The following is a 17,418-nucleotide window of genomic DNA, read 5'->3' as shown; positions in this document are numbered from 1 at the left end:
TGCCTCACATGGCAAAAGTAGCTGTCATTGGTGCAGGAAGCTGGGGAACGGCATTATCGCTCGTCCTCGCTGACAATGGACACGACGTCGTGCTCTACGGACGTGAGGAAGATCACGTCCATGAGATCAACACGTCGCATACGAATTCGACTTACTTGAAAGATGTGCCGCTTCCGGCGTCGATCCGGGCAACGACCGATTTGAAAGAGGCGGTTCTAAATTGCTCGATCATTTTCCTCGTCGTCCCGAGCTCGGCGATTCGTCCGGTTTCCCGTGAAGTGAACGATTTGCTCACGGAACCGGTCACAATCGTTCATGCCGCAAAAGGGATCGAACCGAAGACGCATAAGCGGTTGTCTGAGATCATCGCTGAAGAGATCGATCCGTCAAAACGTCGAGCTATCGGTGTATTGACGGGTCCGACTCACGCCGAGGAAGTGGCCGTCCGCAAACCGACGACGATCACCATCGCGTGTGAGGATTTATTTGTCGCTGATGAGATTCAAGAACTGCTCACGAACGATCAGTTCCGAGTTTATTTGAACTCTGACGTCATCGGGGCGGAATACGGGGGCGCGCTTAAAAACATTATCGCCCTTGCCGCCGGGATGACCGACGGGCTCGGATACGGCGACAATGCGAAAGCTGCCCTCATGACGCGCGGCATCGTCGAGATCGCTCGGCTCGGTGTCAAACTCGGCGCCAACCCGGCCTCGTTCTCGGGCTTGACCGGAATCGGTGATTTGATCGTGACCGCGACGTCACAGCACAGCCGAAACTGGCGAGCTGGTAACGCCATCGGACGTGGGGAGAAGCTTGAAGACGTACTCGATCAGATGGGTATGGTCGTCGAAGGTGTGCGTGCCTGTGAGGCGGCGCATACACTTGCCCGCGAAGCCGGCGTCGACATGCCGATCACGGAAGCGCTCTACAACGTGCTGTTCGAAGGAAAAAGTCCGCATGATGAAGTGAAAAAGTTGATGAGACGCCCACAAAAACATGAAATGGAAGAAGTTTTCCATTTCGAGGGCGAATAACAGCAAAGGAACTGACGTTTTCGTTCAGTTCCTTTGTTTTTTTTGCTACACTAAACTACGGAGTAAGATTTATAGAGAAAGTCGAGGGGATAGACGTGACACCGTCACTCATCAAGATGTGGATTTCATTTGCGGGGATTGGGGCGTTTGCCGTCGCTGCGCTCATGGTGGCAGTCAGCCACACGAAACTTTCAGGCTGGTTTGCGGTGCTCATTCGAGTCGTCGCATTCGTGATTTTTCTATTCGGAACGATCATTATGATTTATGTGGTCGCTTCTGGACCGACAGGAGGGTAAACCGTGAAACGAATGTTTTTAGCCGTCAGTTTGGTGACGGCGACGCTGCTCGCCGGATGTATGTTCCCGGAAACAAATCGGGTCGACAACGTCCCTTATGAGGACCAGTTGCAATCGGTCCAGACGGCGGTCGACTCGTTCAAAGAGACGACCGGTGTCTTACCGATCAAAACAAAGCCGGCCGAGACGCCGCTGATGGAACGTTACCCGATTGAGTTTAGCCGCCTCGTCCCTGGTTATTTGGCAGATCCGCCGGCAAACAGCTTTGAAGGGGGCGGCTTGTTCTTGTACGTCCTTGTCGACGCCGAGACAGAGCCGACGGTCAAACTGATTGACTTGCGGGTGACCGAGCGCCTCCAACAACTGCAGACGAACATCAATTCGTTCCGAGTCAAAGAAGGGAAATATCCGTTCAAAGGATCGCTCGGCAAGAATCAGTTTACGATCGATTACGACCTCGTTTTCGTCTCCGAAGAACCGTTCATCCCGAGCCCATACACGGAAAATGAGTTGCCGATCTATGTGGATGGGACTGGTCAATTGTTCGTCGATTACCGGGCTGACATCGAAGCCGCGCTCGAGAACACGGATGCCGAGCCGAAAGTAGGGGAGGATATTCGTTATTTGCTCTACGATGACGCACCATTCGCCCCGGCTTATTCGCAAGGGTATACGATTAATGACCAAGGTGAGGTCGAGTTTTTAAACAATTGAGTCGAGCAAGGTGTCCGCTTATGACCTTTTCGCTTAAAAAATGTTGTCATATCAACGTTTGTACGATATGATTAATCCCGTAAACTCTCTGTGAGAGGAGGTGAATCGTGATGAACAAAACTGAATTGATCAACGCAGTTGTCGAGAAAGCAGATGTGTCTAAAAAAGACGCAACGAAAATCGTAGAAGCAACGTTTGAATCAATCACTGAAGCACTCCAAAGCGGTGAGAAAATTCAATTGATCGGTTTTGGTACTTTTGAAGTTCGTGAACGTGCTGCCCGTAAAGGTCGCAACCCACGTACGAAAGAAGATATCGAAATCCCTGCAAGCAAAGTTCCTGCCTTCAAAGCAGGTAAAGCGCTTAAAGATGCGGTCAAATAATGAGCAATACATAAGTCGCCGAGAGGCGGCTTTTTTTGTAGTTGAAAGCAAGTTCACATGGCGTGAATGTGACAAAAATGTGCTATACTATGTCAGAATGACAACGAAGAGGACGAGGGGGGATAGCATGGAACAGTTGACAAACGAAAGCGTTGTCACCGACCTTGCTCGTCAAATCGAACAACGTATGACTCATCCGTATTTGACGAGACACGAGATTGTACCCGCAGTCGACATGCCTTTACTTCGTTGGATGATCGACATGATTGAACTCGAATCGCATCAACATCGACAGCTCGTGCTCGCGACTTATTTTGCCCATCAAGCACTCGAGCTGCACGATCAAGTGAAGGAGTGCCCGAACGGGTCCCTTGAACGGCAACTTAAAGTGCTCGCCGGAGATTACGCCTCGGCTCAATTTTATAAAATATTGGCGATGTTTCCAGCGGACTATAGCAACCGTTTCGGCCGAACCGTGCAGCTTGTGAACGGTGCGAAGTGCACACTCGCCTTAGGGACGGACGTCGCTGTTGTGACGTGGATGGAAGCGAACTTCGGATTAATCAAAACGTTTTCCGAACTGCTAGGTCAATCTTATTTGACATCGTACGGGAAAGAAATCATCGAACAGAAGGCAACAGAACTGCGCCAAGAAAAAAGAGAACAGCTATCGACACTACTCGCGCATGCTGTCGCTTAGAACGGAAAGGGTGTTACGTGTTGCAACCGAAAGAGAAAGAGCAAAAAGTATATGAAGTATTTCAAACGATCTCGCCAAGCTACGATACGATGAACTCGATCATCAGTTTCCGTCTGCATAAATGGTGGCGCAGAGCGACAATGCGGCGCATGCAAGTGTTCCCCGGCGCAAAATGTTTGGACGTTTGCTGCGGGACGGCCGATTGGACGATTCAACTCGCTGAGGCGGCCGGAAACACCGGGGTCGTCAAAGGACTCGATTTTTCTGAAAATATGCTCGCTGTCGGACACGAGAAAGTGGCTGATTATCCGATGATCGAACTCATTCACGGGAACGCGATGGAGTTGCCGTTCGGAGATCATTCATTCGACTATGTGACAATCGGGTTTGGCCTTCGGAACGTACCGGATTATATGACGGTCCTCCGGGAGATGCACCGCGTCTTAAAACCGGGCGGGACCGTGGTCTGTCTCGAGACGAGCCAACCGACGGCACCACTATTCAGCGGACTCTATAAATTTTACTTTGGATCAGTCATGCCGCTATTCGGCAAAGTGTTTGCCGGGTCGTATGATCAATACAAGTGGCTGCAAGAATCGACGGATCAGTTCCCTGACCGGTTGACGTTAAAGCGCATGTTTGAAGAGGCCGGGTTCGAGCAAGTCGAAGTCAAGGCGTTTTCCGGTGGTGCGTGCGCCATGCACCTAGGAAAGAAGTGGTGAACGATGTCTTTAAAGCGACTTTATCGCCACATGAACCGAGAAATCGAACAGATTGATCGGTTTTTGTCGACGCGGGTCCACACGGAACATCCGGTGATCGAAGCCGCATCGAAACAATTGCTAGATGCCGGGGGGAAGCGGATCCGTCCGGCGTTCGTATTGCTCAGTGCCGGATTTGGAACTGGAAATGATATTCGTCTGACGAAAGTTGCGGCGAGCCTCGAGCTGATTCATATGGCGTCGCTCGTTCACGATGATGTGATCGATGACGCGACACTGCGCCGCGGAAAACCAACCGTGATGGAACGTTATGACGAGAGCGTCGCCATGTATACCGGTAATACGTTGTTCGGGGAAGCGATTCGGCTCGTTTCCGAAGTCGATTCCCCGGAAGTGATGCAAATCATGGCGGAGACGATGGAACTGATCTGTATCGGCGAGATCAATCAAATTCAAGACCAATATGACTGGGCGCAATCCCCGAAACGATACTTGGACCGGATCGCCCGGAAGACGGCACTCTTGATCGAGACGAGTTGCGCGGCCGGGGCCGTCGTCTCCGGGGCGTCACCTGACGTCGTCAAACAACTTCGGTTGTTCGGCTATGATATCGGGATGGCGTTTCAGATGACGGATGACTTGCTCGATTTCACGGCGAAGAGTTTTCAACTTGGTAAGCCCGTCGGTGAAGATTTGAAGCATGGGCATAAAACATTGCCGCTCTTCTATTCATCAGAAGATCCTGTGTTTTATGAGCGGTTGCAGCAAGTCACGAACGCCTCGAACGATGAGATGACCCGGACGCTCGTCCGCGAAGTGCAACGGAACGGTACGCTTGAACGAAGTCAACGCACGATCGACCGTTACGTGAATCGGGCGATTCAGCGACTCGATTCACTGCCGGATATTCAAGACAAACGGTCGTTGATTGAGATTGCCGAATATATCGGCAAACGAAAATGGTAGTTCACACCTTGTAAACCCTTTCAAAAATGAAGATGACCGTGTAAACTGATAAAGTACATGGTACACATATTGATTTAGGGGGACTAGGGGTATGGAAAAGACATTTTTAATGGTAAAACCTGACGGGGTGAAGCGTGGTTTGATTGGGGAAATCATCACACGTTTCGAGAACAAAGGGTACACGTTGAACCGTCTCGAAATGCTGACGCCGTCAGTTGAGGTTGCAGAATCGCACTATGCGGAACATAAGGAAAAACCGTTCTTTGGAGAACTCGTCGCATTCTTGACGTCAGGTCCGGTCGTCGCGATGGAGTGGGAAGGCGAGAACGTCGTCGCCGTGTCTCGGTTGATGATTGGCAAGACGAACCCACTCGACGCGCAGCCGGGAACGATTCGTGGCGACTTGGCCTCGACAATGTCACAAAACGTCATCCATGGTTCAGACAGCGTGGAAAGTGCCGAGAGAGAATTATCGCTCTGGTTCGCCACTGAAACATCACACGTTTGATGACGATAAAAGGGACGGGGCCTCCTGTCCCTTTTTCTATTTGCATTAAAGCGCTTTCGTATGTTCGGACACGACATGATCTAGGATAAGAGAAAGAATTGAGGTTAGAACTGGTGATAAATGATTATGCGATCTTCGTAAAAAAGTTTTATGTAAAGTCTGGAATCGACTTGAATTTATACAAAGAAGCACAAATGAAAAGACGAATGGTCGCGCTCCGCGAGAAGAAGGGCTACGCCACATTTATCGAGTATTTTAAAGCGATGGAGTCAGACCGAGGTTTGTACGACGAATTTTTAGACCGGATGACGATCAACGTCAGTGAGTTTTATCGAAACCCGGTCCGCTGGCAACAGCTCGAGACGGACGTGTTGCCTGAGCTCATTCGTAGAAGCCAAGGGAAACTCCGGGTCTGGAGCGCGGCTTGTTCGACGGGAGAAGAACCGTATTCACTTGCGATGTTATTGTCGAAGCATTTGTCACCCGCCCAGTTCACGATCACAGCGACTGACCTAGATGACTTGGTGATCGAAAAAGCGAAACAAGGGAAGTATCATGAACGGGCGCTCGTCGATTTGCCGCCTGAGTTTCGAGATCGTTATTTCACCCGTCGAGATGACGATTATTTTGTCTCGGACGAGATTAAAAAACTCGTGACGTTCAAAAAGCACAACTTGCTCGCTGACGTCTACGAACGTAACTTTGACTTGATCGTCTGTAGAAACGTTTTGATTTACTTTACGGAAGAGGCGAAAGAGAAAGTGTACAAGTCGTTCCACCGCTCGCTTCGTCCGGGTGGGGTCCTCTTCGTCGGAGGGACTGAACAAATCTTCCAGCCGAAGCGTTACGGATACAAGATGAAACAAAGTTTCTTCTACGAAAAATTTGAGGAGTGAGGTGACGCATATGCGTTATTTGACAGCCGGAGAGTCACACGGACCGGGATTGACCGTCATCATCGAAGGAGTCCCGGCCGGCTTAAGCGTCGACGTCGAGGCAATCAACGGCGAGTTGGCGAAACGTCAGTCGGGCTATGGCCGTGGACGCCGAATGCAAATTGAATCAGACAAAATCGAGGTGAGGGCTGGGGTTCGTCATGGGATGACGACCGGAGCCCCTGTTTCGTTTTGGATTGAAAACAAAGACCATGCGCATTGGCGGAACGTCATGCAGGCAGAGCCGGTCGACGACGAGTTTGAAATCAAGCGCCGGGTCGTGCGGCCTCGTCCGGGACATGCTGACCTTGTCGGCGGTCTCAAGTATGACCACCGAGACCTTCGGGATGTGCTCGAACGTTCGAGTGCCCGGGAGACGGCGGCCCGCGTCGCTGTCGGTGCGCTCAGCAAACAGTTGCTCGACGCAGTCGGCATGACGCTCGTCAGCTATGTGAAAGTGATCGGCGGCATCGAGTCCGCGCCGAAGCACTACCCAGCACTCGAAGAACTACGGACCGTCATCGAGGCGTCACCCGTACGCACGACTGACGAAACGTCCGGTGAAGCGATGATGCGTTTGATTGATGAAGCGAAAGCGGCCGGAGATTCACTTGGCGGCGTCGTCTGCACCGAAGTGCATGGCGTCATACCAGGGTTGGGTTCTTACGTCCAATATGATCGCAAGCTCGATGCGGCCATCGCTCGCGCCGTCATGAGCGTCAACGCCATCAAAGGGGTTGCCTTTGGCGATGGATTTGACATGGCGTACCGTCCAGGATCGGAAGTGATGGACCCGATCGCCTATGACGAGTCCGGGTATACGAGACTGAGCAACCATTTAGGCGGTTTTGAAGGAGGGATGACGACCGGGATGCCGATCGTCTGCAGTGCCGTCATGAAGCCGATTCCGACGCTCTACAAACCGCTGCAATCGGTCGATATCGATACGAAACAGCCGTTCCTCGCTCAAATCGAACGAAGTGACGCTTGTGCTGTCCCGGCTGCGTCACTCGTCGTCGAGGCGGTCGTCGCGTTCGAACTCGCTCGTGAGTTGTGTGAGACGTTCGGACACGACACCGTCAAACGAATTCAGTCGCGGGTCGAGTCGTATCGTGAGGAAATCCGGTCGTGGTGACGATTCATGTTGACGCATCAGTCCCTTATGACGTGTCGATTGAACACAGCGACGCCTGGTTGGACCGCGTAGATTATTTCCCGGCCTGCTCGACGGTATGGGTCATTACAGACCGGACGGTGGATGCGCTACACGGTAAGGTGTTCAAACAACGTCTAGCCGGCATCCATCCGCAGATCGTTTGGTCGGTCGTCACGCCGGGTGACGGCTCGAAATCACTCGAGACCGTTGAAAAACTCGTGACAGACGGGTTGACCGCACGGTGTGACCGCGACACGCTCGTCGTCGCTTTTGGCGGGGGCATGATCGGAGATTTGGCCGGTTTTCTCGCGAGTGTGTATATGCGAGGGGTCCGTTACATACAAGTACCGACGACTGTACTCGCCCATGATTCAGCGATCGGCGGCAAAGTCGCCGTCAACCACCCATTGTCTAAAAATGCGATCGGTGCGTTTTATCAACCGATCGGTGTGCATTATAACGTGTCCCGTCTCGAGACGTTGAACAATCGTGACGTCTTGAGCGGACTCGGTGAGTTGATTAAACATGCTTACTTGTCACGTTACGTCCTCGCTGCTTCATTCGAGGACGAACTGTTTCAGGCGTTGTCAGGTGGTACGCTGGACTGGGAATTGTGGCTTGCGCGCGGGATTGAAGTGAAACGTGTCGTTGTCGAGGCAGACGAACGGGAACATGGTGTCCGGGCGTGGCTCAATTTTGGTCATACGTTCGGGCACGCTTTAGAGTCGGTCGAACGGTATCGGCTGTCGCACGGGGAGGCGGTGCTGTACGGTATGGTATACGCCTTTCTCGTCGGAGGAGACAGGGATCGGGCCAGTAAGCTCGCCGCTTGGATGCGGGCGCGCCGCGTCAGCCCGGTTGAATGGAAACCGTTCGAGACGTATTTGACGGTGATGGGGCTCGATAAGAAAAATCGGGATGGACAAGTCCGTTTCGTGTTGCTCGGTGAAGCGGCTACCGTTGAAACGGTGCCGTCCGAGCGGCTTGCTGAAGCATACATACAGTTGAAAGGATGGTTCTGATGGGGTTGAATGGATTGATTCGCGTACCGAGTGATAAGTCGATCACGCACCGCGCGATCTTATTCGGCGCGATAGCGAGCGGGGAGACGGTCGTCATGAATCCGCTCCTTGGGGCAGATTGCCGTTCGACGATCGATGCGGCCCGGAGTCTTGGGGCAAGCGTCGAAGAACTCGATGAGCGGCTCCGGATCGAAGGTGTCGCGTCAGTCGTTCCGGCCACGCTTGACTGCGGGAATTCGGGGACGACGATGCGCCTGCTCTCGGGTCTCGTCTCCGGGTACTCGGGTGAGTTCACGCTCGTCGGAGACGACTCACTCTCGAAACGGCCGATGCGTCGCATCACTGAACCGCTTCGACAGATGGGGGCCGACATCGACGGCGAATTCGCCCCTGTTCGGATCAAGGGGCGGCGCTTGAGCGGGATCGATTACACGTTACCGGTCGCGAGCGCGCAAGTGAAGTCGGCTATCCTATTGGCCGGTCTTCGTGCTGACGGGCCGACGATTGTCCGGGAACCGATGCTGTCACGCGACCATACGGAACGGATGCTTCCGCTGTTTGGTGGACGAGTCGAGATCACGAACGAAGATGGCGTGCGGACGATCCGGCTATCGCCAAGTCACCTCGACGGGGCGACGGTCGACGTGCCAGCCGACCCGTCATCGGCTGCTTTCTTCTGGGCTGGGGCCGCCATCGTCCCAAACAGCCGCGTGACGACGACCGACGTCTGTTTGAACGAGACGAGAATCGGCTTTTTACGAACACTTGAGCGCATGGGAGCGACCGTCGAGATCACTCGGCTACGACCACTCGGGGAAGAGACGGTCGGAGATGTGACGGTGACGACGAGCGAACTTCAAGGGGTGACGCTCGAAGGCGAGGCCATCCCACGGCAAATCGATGAACTCCCGCTCTTCGCTCTCGTCGCGTCGCAGGCGTCGAGCCCGTCAGTCGTAAAGGATGCGGGTGAACTGCGTGTGAAAGAGACCGATCGGATCAAGACGGTCGCGAGCGAGCTCTCGGCGCTCGGTGTCGATATCCGTGAGACCGAAGACGGGTTCAGCGTTTTCCCGAGCCGGCTTCAGGCTGGTCATGTGTCCTCACATGCGGACCATCGTCTATCGATGATGCTGCAAGTGGCGGCTTTACTGATCGACGAACCCGTCGTCATCGACGGGATCGAAGCCTCTGAAATCAGTTACCCTCATTTTCGTGACGATTTACAACGGCTCGGTCGTGAGATAGAATAACGGCAATACCTGAAAGTGGTAGGAGGAAATTAATTATGTTAGACGAATCAGTATTAAACCATATAATCGAGATGCTCGAAAAAGGTGAGACCGAGCACGCCTTGGCGCACCTTGAAGCGCTTGAGACAGAAGGCTCGGACGAAGATCGGTTGGCGATTGCCGACCTATATCTCGAACTGGGCCTTGCCGACCGGGCTGTGAATTTACTAGCAGCGCTGTATGTCGACTATGCGGGCAATCCGCACGTGGCGCTGTCGCTCGCTGAAGCATATCTCGACAGCGATCGGGAAGAAGAAGCGATCGCCGTCCTTGAAACGATCGATGCGAGCGACAAAGAGGCGCACATGAGAAGTCTCGTCTTGTTAGCTGATTTGTATCAGTCGCAAGGACTTGACGAAGTCGCGGTCAAGAAATTGATGGAAGCGTTACAGGCGAATCCGGACGAGCCGCTTCTCGTCTATGGACTGGCCGAATTATACGCCTCAATCGGTTCATTTGAACAGGCGGTACCGCTCTATGCGCGCTTACCGCACTTGCGATTACCCGAAGAGCTCGATTATCAAGCCGATTACGCCGAAGCACTGACGATGATCGGCTCGTTTGAAGAAGCGCTCGATGAATTCGAGAAGACAGAGAACCGCAATCTGAACACCGTGTTCGGACATGCGATGACGGCCCACCGCATCGGACGTGATGAGGTCGCCATCAAACAGTTTGAAGAGCTCCGCTTGATGGACCCTGACTTCACATCGCTTTATTTGCCGTATACGGAAGCGCTCGAGGAACTCGGTCGCATCGATGAAGCGCTTGAAGTGATCGATCAAGGGATCGACCGTGACGACTATAACGATGAGCTGCGCACCGTCAAAGCGAAGCTGTTCTTGAAGCAAGGCCGCACAGACGAAGCGGTCAATGAGCTCCGCGAAGCGCTCGCCTTGAATCCGGAATCGCTTCAAGCGACCGAACTGCTGTTGTCAATCTTGTTCGAAGCGGGAGACATGGAAGCCGTACTCGAGACGATCGATGCGCTCGAGGAGCACTCGACGTCGACGCTCATGACGTGGTACAAGGCGAAAGCCGCCTATGAACTCGAGGACTATGAGCAGGCCGTCGATCTATACACCTCGATCGAACAAGTTTATAAAGAGGACGTGTCATTTTCGACTGAATGGGCTACACTATTGATAGAAGAAGGACAGCGTGACAAGGCGCAACGTGTGCTCGAGCAAACGCTTGCGCTCACCGTGGATATGATCGACCGCCAAATTCTCGAAGAGCGGATCGACTTGTTGACGGATCGCGATTAATCAATATAAAGGAGATGGGGTCATATGGTCGAGCGGAAAAAGATTTTTTTAAAGCGATTCCTCGCTCATCATACGCTTCGTAAGCGAGAGGCCAAATGGATCATTGATTATTGGCTTAGACATCCTGAAAAACTTGGGAACGTTCATTTCGTGACGAACGCCTCGGTTTCACCGCGCAGCCTCGTCATGACGGCGTACGGCTTCGAAGGGGAACCGTTCCGTTACCGACGAGGTGACCTCATCACGGTCAATCCGGAAAAGGCGTACCATGACATTCGGCTCCACGACGGGACGATTTATGTCGAACTAAACTTTCAAGGGATGATGATTGATGAGAGTTGGATCGACATCGTCGAGCTCAATCCGTTTGAGCCCGTCGCCGAGATTAAAGACGAAGTGACGAGCTCGGCCCAGACGGTCATTCGAGCATCGGTCGCCCAGTTCGAGGAAGAGCGTCTGCTCGTCGAGATCGACGAGGCGCTTGATCGCCGGGACGAGAAGCTGTTTCGTAATTTGACGAGCAAACTTCATCAAGTGAGAGCATCGAAATTATTTTAGAAAAAACAAGCGCTTCCGTTATGGAAAGCGCTTGTTTTTTGGTATATTAATGACGTAGGAATACACAATAATTTCACACTTCGTTCATAACTTTCGATAGGAAGCGAATGTAGGTACGCTACAATGGACATGATGATGTATGTCTTCTAAAGAGAGGAGGAGGAAGATGAGGTTCGATGGCATGGATGCGTTGAAATCGCTGACCGAACGCCAATACGTCGATACGCTCATCGTCCCACTCGTCGAACTGGCGTTTGATGAGGAGATGGTGCGTAAAGCCGAAAGCTACGAGGTCGTCCAAGCGGTGGCGCTTGAAACCGAACGACAGCTGTCTGGGCGGACGATGCTGAATCCGACGCTTAGCTATCTCGATGTCGAGGCCGGGTACGAACTTGCATGCGCAGTCATGGCAAAAGCAACGACGGCCGGGTTTGCCCACGTGTTGTTCATCTCTTCAGACGTTCGCTTCAAAGCGTTTGAGTTACCGATCATATTCGTTCCGCCGCTTGCCTTGAAAGGCATGTCGGGGGAGCAGTCGCACACGATGGTCCAAAATTTTGCGACACAAGTCATTACAGAGCTTTCGGGCCGTTGGATGGCGACATGAAGCGGTTGACGTAGAGGTTTTATTGATATACTATTTTGGTGAGTGAGAAATTTTTGTGAAGAATGCATAAAGAATTATGGGGTTATGCACACGAATGAGGGGGGAACCAAATGGCTCAAAATGGGTCAAAAGTCACACGCCGTCAGTTCTTAACGTATACGTTAACTGGTGTAGGTGGCTTTATGGCGGCAACATTGATCAGTCCGATGGTCAACTTTGCGATCGATCCGGTCTTGAAAAAATCGGATGCGGGCGACAAAGTGAAGGTCATGAGTCTTGACGACATCACGACTGAGCCGCAACGTGTCGACTTTAAAAAACAAACGCAAGACGCTTGGTATGAATTTGAAGAAACACTTTCAGCATGGGTGTTCAAAGACGAGAACGGTGAAGTAGTTGCACTCTCTCCAATCTGTACGCATCTTGGCTGTCAAGTAGCTTATGGTGGAGATCCGACAAGACCGTCAGAATTTTTCTGTCCGTGTCACTTCGGACGTTACGAAAAAGACGGAACGAACATTCCGGGTACACCTCCGACATCACCGCTGGCACGCTATGAAAAAGAAGAAAAAGACGGCTTCCTATACTTGGGCAGTCCAGTCGCACAGTTGTGAGAGGGGGAAATAGTCGATGTTACAAAAAATTTATGATTGGGTCGATGAACGCGTCGACATCACGCCGTTATGGCGCGACATCGCTGACCATGAAGTACCGGAACACGTCAACCCTGCCCATCACTTTTCAGCATTTGTTTATTGCTTCGGCGGTCTGACATTTTTCACGGTCGTGATTCAAATTCTGTCAGGGATGTTCTTGACGATGTACTACGTTCCAGATATCATCAATGCCCACGCATCGGTGTATTACTTACAGAACGAAATCGCACACGGACAAATCGTTCGTGGGATGCACCATTGGGGCGCGTCGGTCGCGATCGTCATGTTGTTCTTACACACGCTCCGCGTGTTCTTCACCGGATCTTATAAGAAACCACGCGAACTCAACTGGGTCGTCGGAGTCCTCTTGTTCTTCGTCGTCTTGGCGCTCGGTCTTACAGGTTACTTGTTGCCTTGGGATATGAAAGCGTTGTTCGCAACGAAAGTTACGCTTCAAATTGCCGAAAGTGTTCCTGTCATTGGTGGAATCGCCAAGACCCTTCTCGCCGGTGGTGAGATCGTCGGGGCACGGACGCTCACGAACTTCTTCGCCATTCACGTCTTCTTCTTACCGGCGGCCTTGTTCGGACTCCTCGGAGCCCACTTCCTGATGATTCGTAAACAAGGAATTTCTGGACCGCTATAAGCCGATTCGAAGACAAAAAGGAGGAGAAACGATATGCATCGCGGTAAAGGGATGAAATTTGTAACCGACTCTCGAGTAGGAATCGGGAATCGGAAACAAAATATTGCTAAAGACTATTCTGAATATCCAGGACGCACTGAAGCGTTCTGGCCGAACTTCTTGCTTAAAGAGTGGATGGTCGGTTCGGTCTTCTTGATCGGATTCATCGCCTTGACGATCGTCGAGGCAGCACCGCTCCAAAATATTGCCGATCCAACGAACACGTCATACATTCCGTTACCGGACTGGTATTTCTTGTTCTTGTATCAATTGCTCAAGTACCAATTCGCGGCGGGAGATTGGATTCTTCTTGGAACGGTCATCTTGCCTGGAGTCGCGTTCACGGCTCTCTTAATCGCACCGTGGCTTGACCAAGGGCTTGAACGTCGTCCGGCCAAACGACCGGTCGCGATCAGTTTCATGCTGCTCGGGATTCTCTCGATCATGTACTTGACGTGGGAATCTGTTCAAACGACGCATTGGGATCAAGTTCATGAGCAAGGGATTCTTGAAGTTCCAGGCGAAGGACCTGAAATCGACACAGCCGCACCTGGCTATGAGATTTATGCAGCCCAATCTTGTGTGAACTGCCACGGTCAAAACCTCGAGGGCGGGGCGGCAGCTCCCGGACTGATCGGAACGGCCTACACGGCTGAAGAGATCGCGGAGATCGCGGTCAACGGTGTCGGTACGATGCCGGCCGGTCAGTGGGACGGCTCGGATGAAGACCTCCAAGCCATGTCTGAATTCATCGCGTCATACGGTGAAGGCGGCGAAAATAACCAGTAAGCAATCGAGTGTAGTCCTTTATGGGCTACACTCTTTTACTTATCGGTCACACAAGCTACAATAAAGAAAAAAGGACGGAATGATTTCATGAACTATACGCTGTTGCTTCCCTTTCTAAAACATAAAGCCGTTTTAACATTCCTCTTCATCGTCAATCTGCTCGGCACGATTTACGGATACGTCTGGTATGAACCGCAGCTACGGGACACGCCGCTCATCTATTGGCCGTTCGTACCGGACAGCCCGACAGCGTCACTATTTTTCACAATCGTGCTGGCGCTGTGGCTGCTCAAAAAAAGCTCACCGCTCATCGAGACGCTCGCCTTCATCACACTCATCAAGTACGGGGTCTGGGCCGTCGTCATGAACGTTTTGTTCCTCATGAAGCTAGGAGACGACGCGGATACGTTCATCGTGCTCATGGCCGTCATGCTCATGCTGTCTCACGGTGCGATGGCGGTCCAGGCGTTTCTATACGCCCCGTTCATGCGTTGGACTGTGTCATCGTTCGTCTTGACGCTCATCTGGGTCATCCATAACGACGTCGTCGACTACGTGCTCGGACAATGGCCGCGTTATCCGTCGCTCGCCGAGCATATCATGTGGATCGGCTACGGGTCATTCTGGTTGACGGGAATATGTTTTTTTGTGGGATACCGACTCATCCTGCGCGCTTCGCTTGATAATAAGTTCATAAGAATGTAAAATCGAGATATCAAATATACGCAGAGGTGATATAGAAAATGTCATTAGGTGGCTATATTTTCTATCTCGCGCTGATCATGCTCATCCCGTTATGGGCCCAGATGCGAGTGAAAAGTACGTACAAAAAGTTTTTACAACAACCACTTCAAAGCGGTGTCACCGGCGCTCAAGTCGCTGACTTCATCATGAAACAAAACGGTGTGCACGATGTCCGCATCGAGATGGTCGACGGTTTGATGAGTGACCATTACGACCCGACGCATAAAGTCGTCCGCTTGTCGCGCGAAGTGTATCAAGGATCAACGATCTCGTCGGCAGCGATTGCGGCCCATGAGATCGGTCACGTCGTCCAAGACGCGACGGACTATAAGATGATGCGTGTCCGCCATCGGCTCGTGCCGGTCGTGAACATCACGTCAAACTTGTCGTTCCCGTTGCTCATAGGAGGTTTCCTCTTAGGCGCGATGGGACTCGCCCAGCTCGGTGTCGTCATGATGCTCGGGGCGGTCTTGTTCCAACTCGTCACGCTCCCGGTCGAATTTGACGCCTCGAAACGCGCCATGGCCGAACTGACGAGCCACGGGATCGTGACCGCGACGGAAGAGTCAGGTGCCCGTAAAGTGTTGAACGCAGCTGCTTGGACTTATGTCGCAGCGACACTTGTCGCGGTTGCCGAACTGATCCGTCTCGCACTGATCGTCTTTATGCCACGCGATGAATAGAATCGATCCCGTCGACTGACGGGATTTTTTTGTATGAGGAGGGTAATTGTATGGCAAAACCACAGTTGACGAAGTCAGGCCGTCTCCGTCTCATCGAACAGCTCGAGTCGCTCCGCGGAAGCGGTCGGAGCGAGGCGCTCGAACGAGTGAAGACGGCGCGCAAATTTTGTGACTTTAGAGAAGACGTGACGTACTTTGAGGCGATCCGGGAACAGGAGCGCATCGAGGCGAAAATTGTTGAACTCGAGCGCGTGCTTGCCGACGCGATGATCGAGGAGGAAATGCCAACGGATCGCGTCGGTTTCGGAGTGGAGGTATGGATCCGGGAACTGCCGGACGGTGAGGACGAGACGTATCGGATCGTCGGTGAGCTCGAGGCTGATTTGGCGAACGGGACGATCTCGGTCTCGTCCCCGCTCGGAAGCGGCTTGATCGGAAAACGAGTCGGGGAGACGGCTAGTATCGATTCGCCGGGCGGTGCCCTTTACTTTGAAGTCAAACGGATCGAACGATGATAAAACGAAGTGGAGACAGAACGAGCCGGTTTTTTTCCAATGAGAAGAGGCCACCTGGAGCAAACAAGTCGCTCTAGGTGGCCTCTTTCTTATCAATCTATTAGGTGATGACTCAATCTTATTTCAAGTCGTGGTGAGTTTAACATGTCTTCGAAAACTAAAATTGTCCATTGAAGTCGCGTGGAACAACTGAGGTTAATACTTTCTTATCTGAGTTTTTCTTAGACTCGTAAGAGATAATATAGTCTTCATTTTCGTTCAGTAAAGCCCAATTTGGTGTGATTTATTTCAAAGGAACTCGATTCTCGTCGAACGTGAACCCTTCGCCGCCGACTTCGTATACGTGATGGAACGTGACGAAAGCGTGCGGGTCGATCTGTTTGACGATCGTCTTGAGGCGGTTGACCTCGTTGCGTCCGACGACGACGTAAATCACTTCGAGCTCTTTATTCGAATAGCCGCCTTTCGCGAGCAGACGGGTCGTCCCGCGGTTCATCGTCGCGTGGATGCCGTCGGCGATGGCGGTCCGGTGGTCGCTGATGATCATCGCGGCCTTACCGGCATATGTGCCTTCCTGCATCGAATCGATGACGCGGGCGCCGATATAAACGGCAAGGAGCGTATACATCGCCTCGCGGATGTCGAGATACGTCAAACTGAGGACGATGACGAAAAAGTCGAACACGAGGAACGTCTTGCCGATCGACCAACCGACGTAACGTTGGACGAGGCGAGCGATAATATCGATGCCCCCGGTCGTCCCGCCGTTGTTGAAAATGATGCCGAGACCGACGCCGATGAACAGACCTGCGAATAAACTCGCGAGCACCATGTCATCGGTCAAATCGATGACGAGGTTCGAGTACTTGGCGATCAGCCCATACCAGAGCGAAAAGCTGAACGTCCCGACGAGCGTATAGATGAACGTCGTCCGCCCGAGCAGCTTGTAGCTGACGAAGAAGAGCGGCAGATTGAGCGCCAAGTTCGTGATCGATGGCGACCAACCGAACAAGCCGCGCAGAATCAACGTGATCCCGGTGAAACCGCCTTCGGCCAAGTTGTTTTGGACGTTAAAATGAAACACGCCGAACGCAAAAATGAATGAACCGATGAGAATAAAGAATATATTGCGAAACCGAATCGGTAATTGTACCGTCATGTGGTTCACCTCCCATCCATAAGCGT

At 52.3% G+C, this 17,418-nt stretch carries 22 protein-coding genes; 21 read left to right on the top strand and 1 reads right to left on the bottom strand.

Annotated features, from left to right (window positions below):
* The first annotated feature begins 8 nt into the window (after nucleotides 1-8).
* From EVJ24_RS05620 to EVJ24_RS05520, 21 genes are all read left to right on the top strand, one after another.
* On the top strand, nucleotides 9-1,037 hold the full coding sequence (locus EVJ24_RS05620; RefSeq protein ID WP_131440198.1) for an NAD(P)H-dependent glycerol-3-phosphate dehydrogenase: 1,029 nt from the start codon (nucleotides 9-11) through the stop codon (nucleotides 1,035-1,037).
* A gap of 116 nt (nucleotides 1,038-1,153) precedes the next feature.
* Nucleotides 1,154-1,333, top strand: a complete 180-nt coding sequence (locus EVJ24_RS05615; protein WP_233589594.1) for a DUF2768 domain-containing protein — start codon at nucleotides 1,154-1,156, stop codon at nucleotides 1,331-1,333.
* Nucleotides 1,334-1,345: 12 nt separating this feature from the next.
* Nucleotides 1,346-2,047, top strand: coding sequence for a hypothetical protein (locus EVJ24_RS05610; RefSeq protein ID WP_201740355.1), 702 nt, complete (start codon nucleotides 1,346-1,348; stop codon nucleotides 2,045-2,047).
* Between the two features lie 107 nt (nucleotides 2,048-2,154).
* A complete protein-coding gene (locus EVJ24_RS05605) occupies nucleotides 2,155-2,430 on the top strand; it encodes an HU family DNA-binding protein (RefSeq protein ID WP_198010937.1) in 276 nt (91 codons plus the stop codon).
* Nucleotides 2,431-2,557: 127 nt separating this feature from the next.
* Nucleotides 2,558-3,130, top strand: coding sequence for a heptaprenyl diphosphate synthase component 1 (locus EVJ24_RS05600; protein ID WP_071399652.1), 573 nt, complete (start codon nucleotides 2,558-2,560; stop codon nucleotides 3,128-3,130).
* A 20-nt stretch (nucleotides 3,131-3,150) separates the two neighbouring features.
* Complete coding sequence (locus EVJ24_RS05595) at nucleotides 3,151-3,852, top strand: demethylmenaquinone methyltransferase (RefSeq protein WP_035386712.1); 702 nt, start codon at nucleotides 3,151-3,153, stop codon at nucleotides 3,850-3,852.
* Between the two features lie 3 nt (nucleotides 3,853-3,855).
* Complete coding sequence (locus tag EVJ24_RS05590; RefSeq protein WP_131440194.1) at nucleotides 3,856-4,818, top strand: polyprenyl synthetase family protein; 963 nt, start codon at nucleotides 3,856-3,858, stop codon at nucleotides 4,816-4,818.
* Between the two features lie 91 nt (nucleotides 4,819-4,909).
* The gene (gene ndk / locus EVJ24_RS05585) at nucleotides 4,910-5,326 is read left to right on the top strand and encodes a nucleoside-diphosphate kinase (protein WP_070327431.1); all 417 of its coding nucleotides are present in this window, start codon (nucleotides 4,910-4,912) and stop codon (nucleotides 5,324-5,326) included.
* Nucleotides 5,327-5,442: 116 nt separating this feature from the next.
* A complete protein-coding gene (locus EVJ24_RS05580; RefSeq protein ID WP_131440427.1) occupies nucleotides 5,443-6,222 on the top strand; it encodes a CheR family methyltransferase in 780 nt (259 codons plus the stop codon).
* A 10-nt stretch (nucleotides 6,223-6,232) separates the two neighbouring features.
* Nucleotides 6,233-7,396 carry a chorismate synthase gene (gene aroC / locus EVJ24_RS05575; RefSeq protein ID WP_131440192.1) on the top strand — a complete coding sequence of 388 codons (1,164 nt, stop codon included), beginning with the start codon at nucleotides 6,233-6,235 and terminating at the stop codon, nucleotides 7,394-7,396.
* Nucleotides 7,390-8,439 (top strand): 3-dehydroquinate synthase, encoded by a 1,050-nt coding sequence (locus tag EVJ24_RS05570; RefSeq protein ID WP_131440190.1) that lies wholly within the window; start codon nucleotides 7,390-7,392, stop codon nucleotides 8,437-8,439. Before aroC ends, EVJ24_RS05570 begins: the two co-directional genes overlap by 7 nt.
* The gene (gene aroA / locus EVJ24_RS05565; RefSeq protein WP_131440188.1) at nucleotides 8,439-9,689 is read left to right on the top strand and encodes a 3-phosphoshikimate 1-carboxyvinyltransferase; all 1,251 of its coding nucleotides are present in this window, start codon (nucleotides 8,439-8,441) and stop codon (nucleotides 9,687-9,689) included. Before EVJ24_RS05570 ends, aroA begins: the two co-directional genes overlap by 1 nt.
* Nucleotides 9,690-9,724: 35 nt before the next feature.
* Complete coding sequence (locus EVJ24_RS05560) at nucleotides 9,725-10,996, top strand: tetratricopeptide repeat protein (RefSeq protein ID WP_131440186.1); 1,272 nt, start codon at nucleotides 9,725-9,727, stop codon at nucleotides 10,994-10,996.
* Nucleotides 10,997-11,020: 24 nt separating this feature from the next.
* Complete coding sequence (locus EVJ24_RS05555) at nucleotides 11,021-11,554, top strand: ReoY family proteolytic degradation factor (RefSeq protein ID WP_131440184.1); 534 nt, start codon at nucleotides 11,021-11,023, stop codon at nucleotides 11,552-11,554.
* A 166-nt stretch (nucleotides 11,555-11,720) separates the two neighbouring features.
* The gene (locus EVJ24_RS05550) at nucleotides 11,721-12,161 is read left to right on the top strand and encodes a DUF2487 family protein (RefSeq protein ID WP_071399659.1); all 441 of its coding nucleotides are present in this window, start codon (nucleotides 11,721-11,723) and stop codon (nucleotides 12,159-12,161) included.
* 110 nt (nucleotides 12,162-12,271) lie between these two features.
* Nucleotides 12,272-12,775 carry a QcrA and Rieske domain-containing protein gene (locus EVJ24_RS05545; RefSeq protein ID WP_131440182.1) on the top strand — a complete coding sequence of 168 codons (504 nt, stop codon included), beginning with the start codon at nucleotides 12,272-12,274 and terminating at the stop codon, nucleotides 12,773-12,775.
* A 16-nt stretch (nucleotides 12,776-12,791) separates the two neighbouring features.
* Nucleotides 12,792-13,463 carry a menaquinol-cytochrome c reductase cytochrome b subunit gene (qcrB, locus tag EVJ24_RS05540; RefSeq protein ID WP_016509980.1) on the top strand — a complete coding sequence of 224 codons (672 nt, stop codon included), beginning with the start codon at nucleotides 12,792-12,794 and terminating at the stop codon, nucleotides 13,461-13,463.
* Between the two features lie 33 nt (nucleotides 13,464-13,496).
* Nucleotides 13,497-14,291, top strand: a complete 795-nt coding sequence (locus tag EVJ24_RS05535) for a menaquinol-cytochrome c reductase cytochrome b/c subunit (protein ID WP_131440180.1) — start codon at nucleotides 13,497-13,499, stop codon at nucleotides 14,289-14,291.
* Nucleotides 14,292-14,378: 87 nt separating this feature from the next.
* Complete coding sequence (locus EVJ24_RS05530) at nucleotides 14,379-14,996, top strand: DUF1405 domain-containing protein (protein ID WP_131440178.1); 618 nt, start codon at nucleotides 14,379-14,381, stop codon at nucleotides 14,994-14,996.
* A gap of 38 nt (nucleotides 14,997-15,034) precedes the next feature.
* The gene (locus EVJ24_RS05525) at nucleotides 15,035-15,718 is read left to right on the top strand and encodes a zinc metallopeptidase (RefSeq protein ID WP_070327422.1); all 684 of its coding nucleotides are present in this window, start codon (nucleotides 15,035-15,037) and stop codon (nucleotides 15,716-15,718) included.
* Nucleotides 15,719-15,768: 50 nt separating this feature from the next.
* Complete coding sequence (locus EVJ24_RS05520) at nucleotides 15,769-16,233, top strand: GreA/GreB family elongation factor (protein WP_131440176.1); 465 nt, start codon at nucleotides 15,769-15,771, stop codon at nucleotides 16,231-16,233.
* A 283-nt stretch (nucleotides 16,234-16,516) separates the two neighbouring features.
* On the opposite strand, the gene EVJ24_RS05515 is transcribed toward EVJ24_RS05520, so the two are convergent.
* On the bottom strand, nucleotides 16,517-17,392 hold the full coding sequence (locus EVJ24_RS05515; RefSeq protein WP_016509982.1) for a YitT family protein: 876 nt from the start codon (nucleotides 17,390-17,392) through the stop codon (nucleotides 16,517-16,519).
* Nucleotides 17,393-17,418 lie beyond the last annotated feature (26 nt).

The organism is Exiguobacterium sp. SH1S21, from assembly GCF_004337175.1.
Taxonomy (GTDB): Bacteria; Bacillota; Bacilli; order Exiguobacteriales; family Exiguobacteriaceae; genus Exiguobacterium; species Exiguobacterium aurantiacum_A.
Note: the sequence above shows the minus strand (reverse complement) of the source record. Positions and strands in the feature narration are given on the sequence as shown.

Coding starts and splice junctions, on each gene's coding strand:
- EVJ24_RS05620 (WP_131440198.1), top strand. CDS start 9: ATGGCAAAAGTAGCTGTCATTGGTGCAGGAAGCTGGGGAACGGCATTA.
- EVJ24_RS05615 (WP_233589594.1), top strand. CDS start 1,154: ATGTGGATTTCATTTGCGGGGATTGGGGCGTTTGCCGTCGCTGCGCTC.
- EVJ24_RS05610 (WP_201740355.1), top strand. CDS start 1,346: ATGTTTTTAGCCGTCAGTTTGGTGACGGCGACGCTGCTCGCCGGATGT.
- EVJ24_RS05600 (WP_071399652.1), top strand. CDS start 2,558: ATGGAACAGTTGACAAACGAAAGCGTTGTCACCGACCTTGCTCGTCAA.
- EVJ24_RS05590 (WP_131440194.1), top strand. CDS start 3,856: ATGTCTTTAAAGCGACTTTATCGCCACATGAACCGAGAAATCGAACAG.
- ndk (WP_070327431.1), top strand. CDS start 4,910: ATGGAAAAGACATTTTTAATGGTAAAACCTGACGGGGTGAAGCGTGGT.
- aroC (WP_131440192.1), top strand. CDS start 6,233: ATGCGTTATTTGACAGCCGGAGAGTCACACGGACCGGGATTGACCGTC.
- aroA (WP_131440188.1), top strand. CDS start 8,439: ATGGGGTTGAATGGATTGATTCGCGTACCGAGTGATAAGTCGATCACG.
- EVJ24_RS05560 (WP_131440186.1), top strand. CDS start 9,725: ATGTTAGACGAATCAGTATTAAACCATATAATCGAGATGCTCGAAAAA.
- EVJ24_RS05555 (WP_131440184.1), top strand. CDS start 11,021: ATGGTCGAGCGGAAAAAGATTTTTTTAAAGCGATTCCTCGCTCATCAT.
- EVJ24_RS05550 (WP_071399659.1), top strand. CDS start 11,721: ATGAGGTTCGATGGCATGGATGCGTTGAAATCGCTGACCGAACGCCAA.
- EVJ24_RS05545 (WP_131440182.1), top strand. CDS start 12,272: ATGGCTCAAAATGGGTCAAAAGTCACACGCCGTCAGTTCTTAACGTAT.
- qcrB (WP_016509980.1), top strand. CDS start 12,792: ATGTTACAAAAAATTTATGATTGGGTCGATGAACGCGTCGACATCACG.
- EVJ24_RS05535 (WP_131440180.1), top strand. CDS start 13,497: ATGCATCGCGGTAAAGGGATGAAATTTGTAACCGACTCTCGAGTAGGA.
- EVJ24_RS05530 (WP_131440178.1), top strand. CDS start 14,379: ATGAACTATACGCTGTTGCTTCCCTTTCTAAAACATAAAGCCGTTTTA.
- EVJ24_RS05525 (WP_070327422.1), top strand. CDS start 15,035: ATGTCATTAGGTGGCTATATTTTCTATCTCGCGCTGATCATGCTCATC.
- EVJ24_RS05520 (WP_131440176.1), top strand. CDS start 15,769: ATGGCAAAACCACAGTTGACGAAGTCAGGCCGTCTCCGTCTCATCGAA.
- EVJ24_RS05515 (WP_016509982.1), bottom strand. CDS start 17,392: ATGACGGTACAATTACCGATTCGGTTTCGCAATATATTCTTTATTCTC.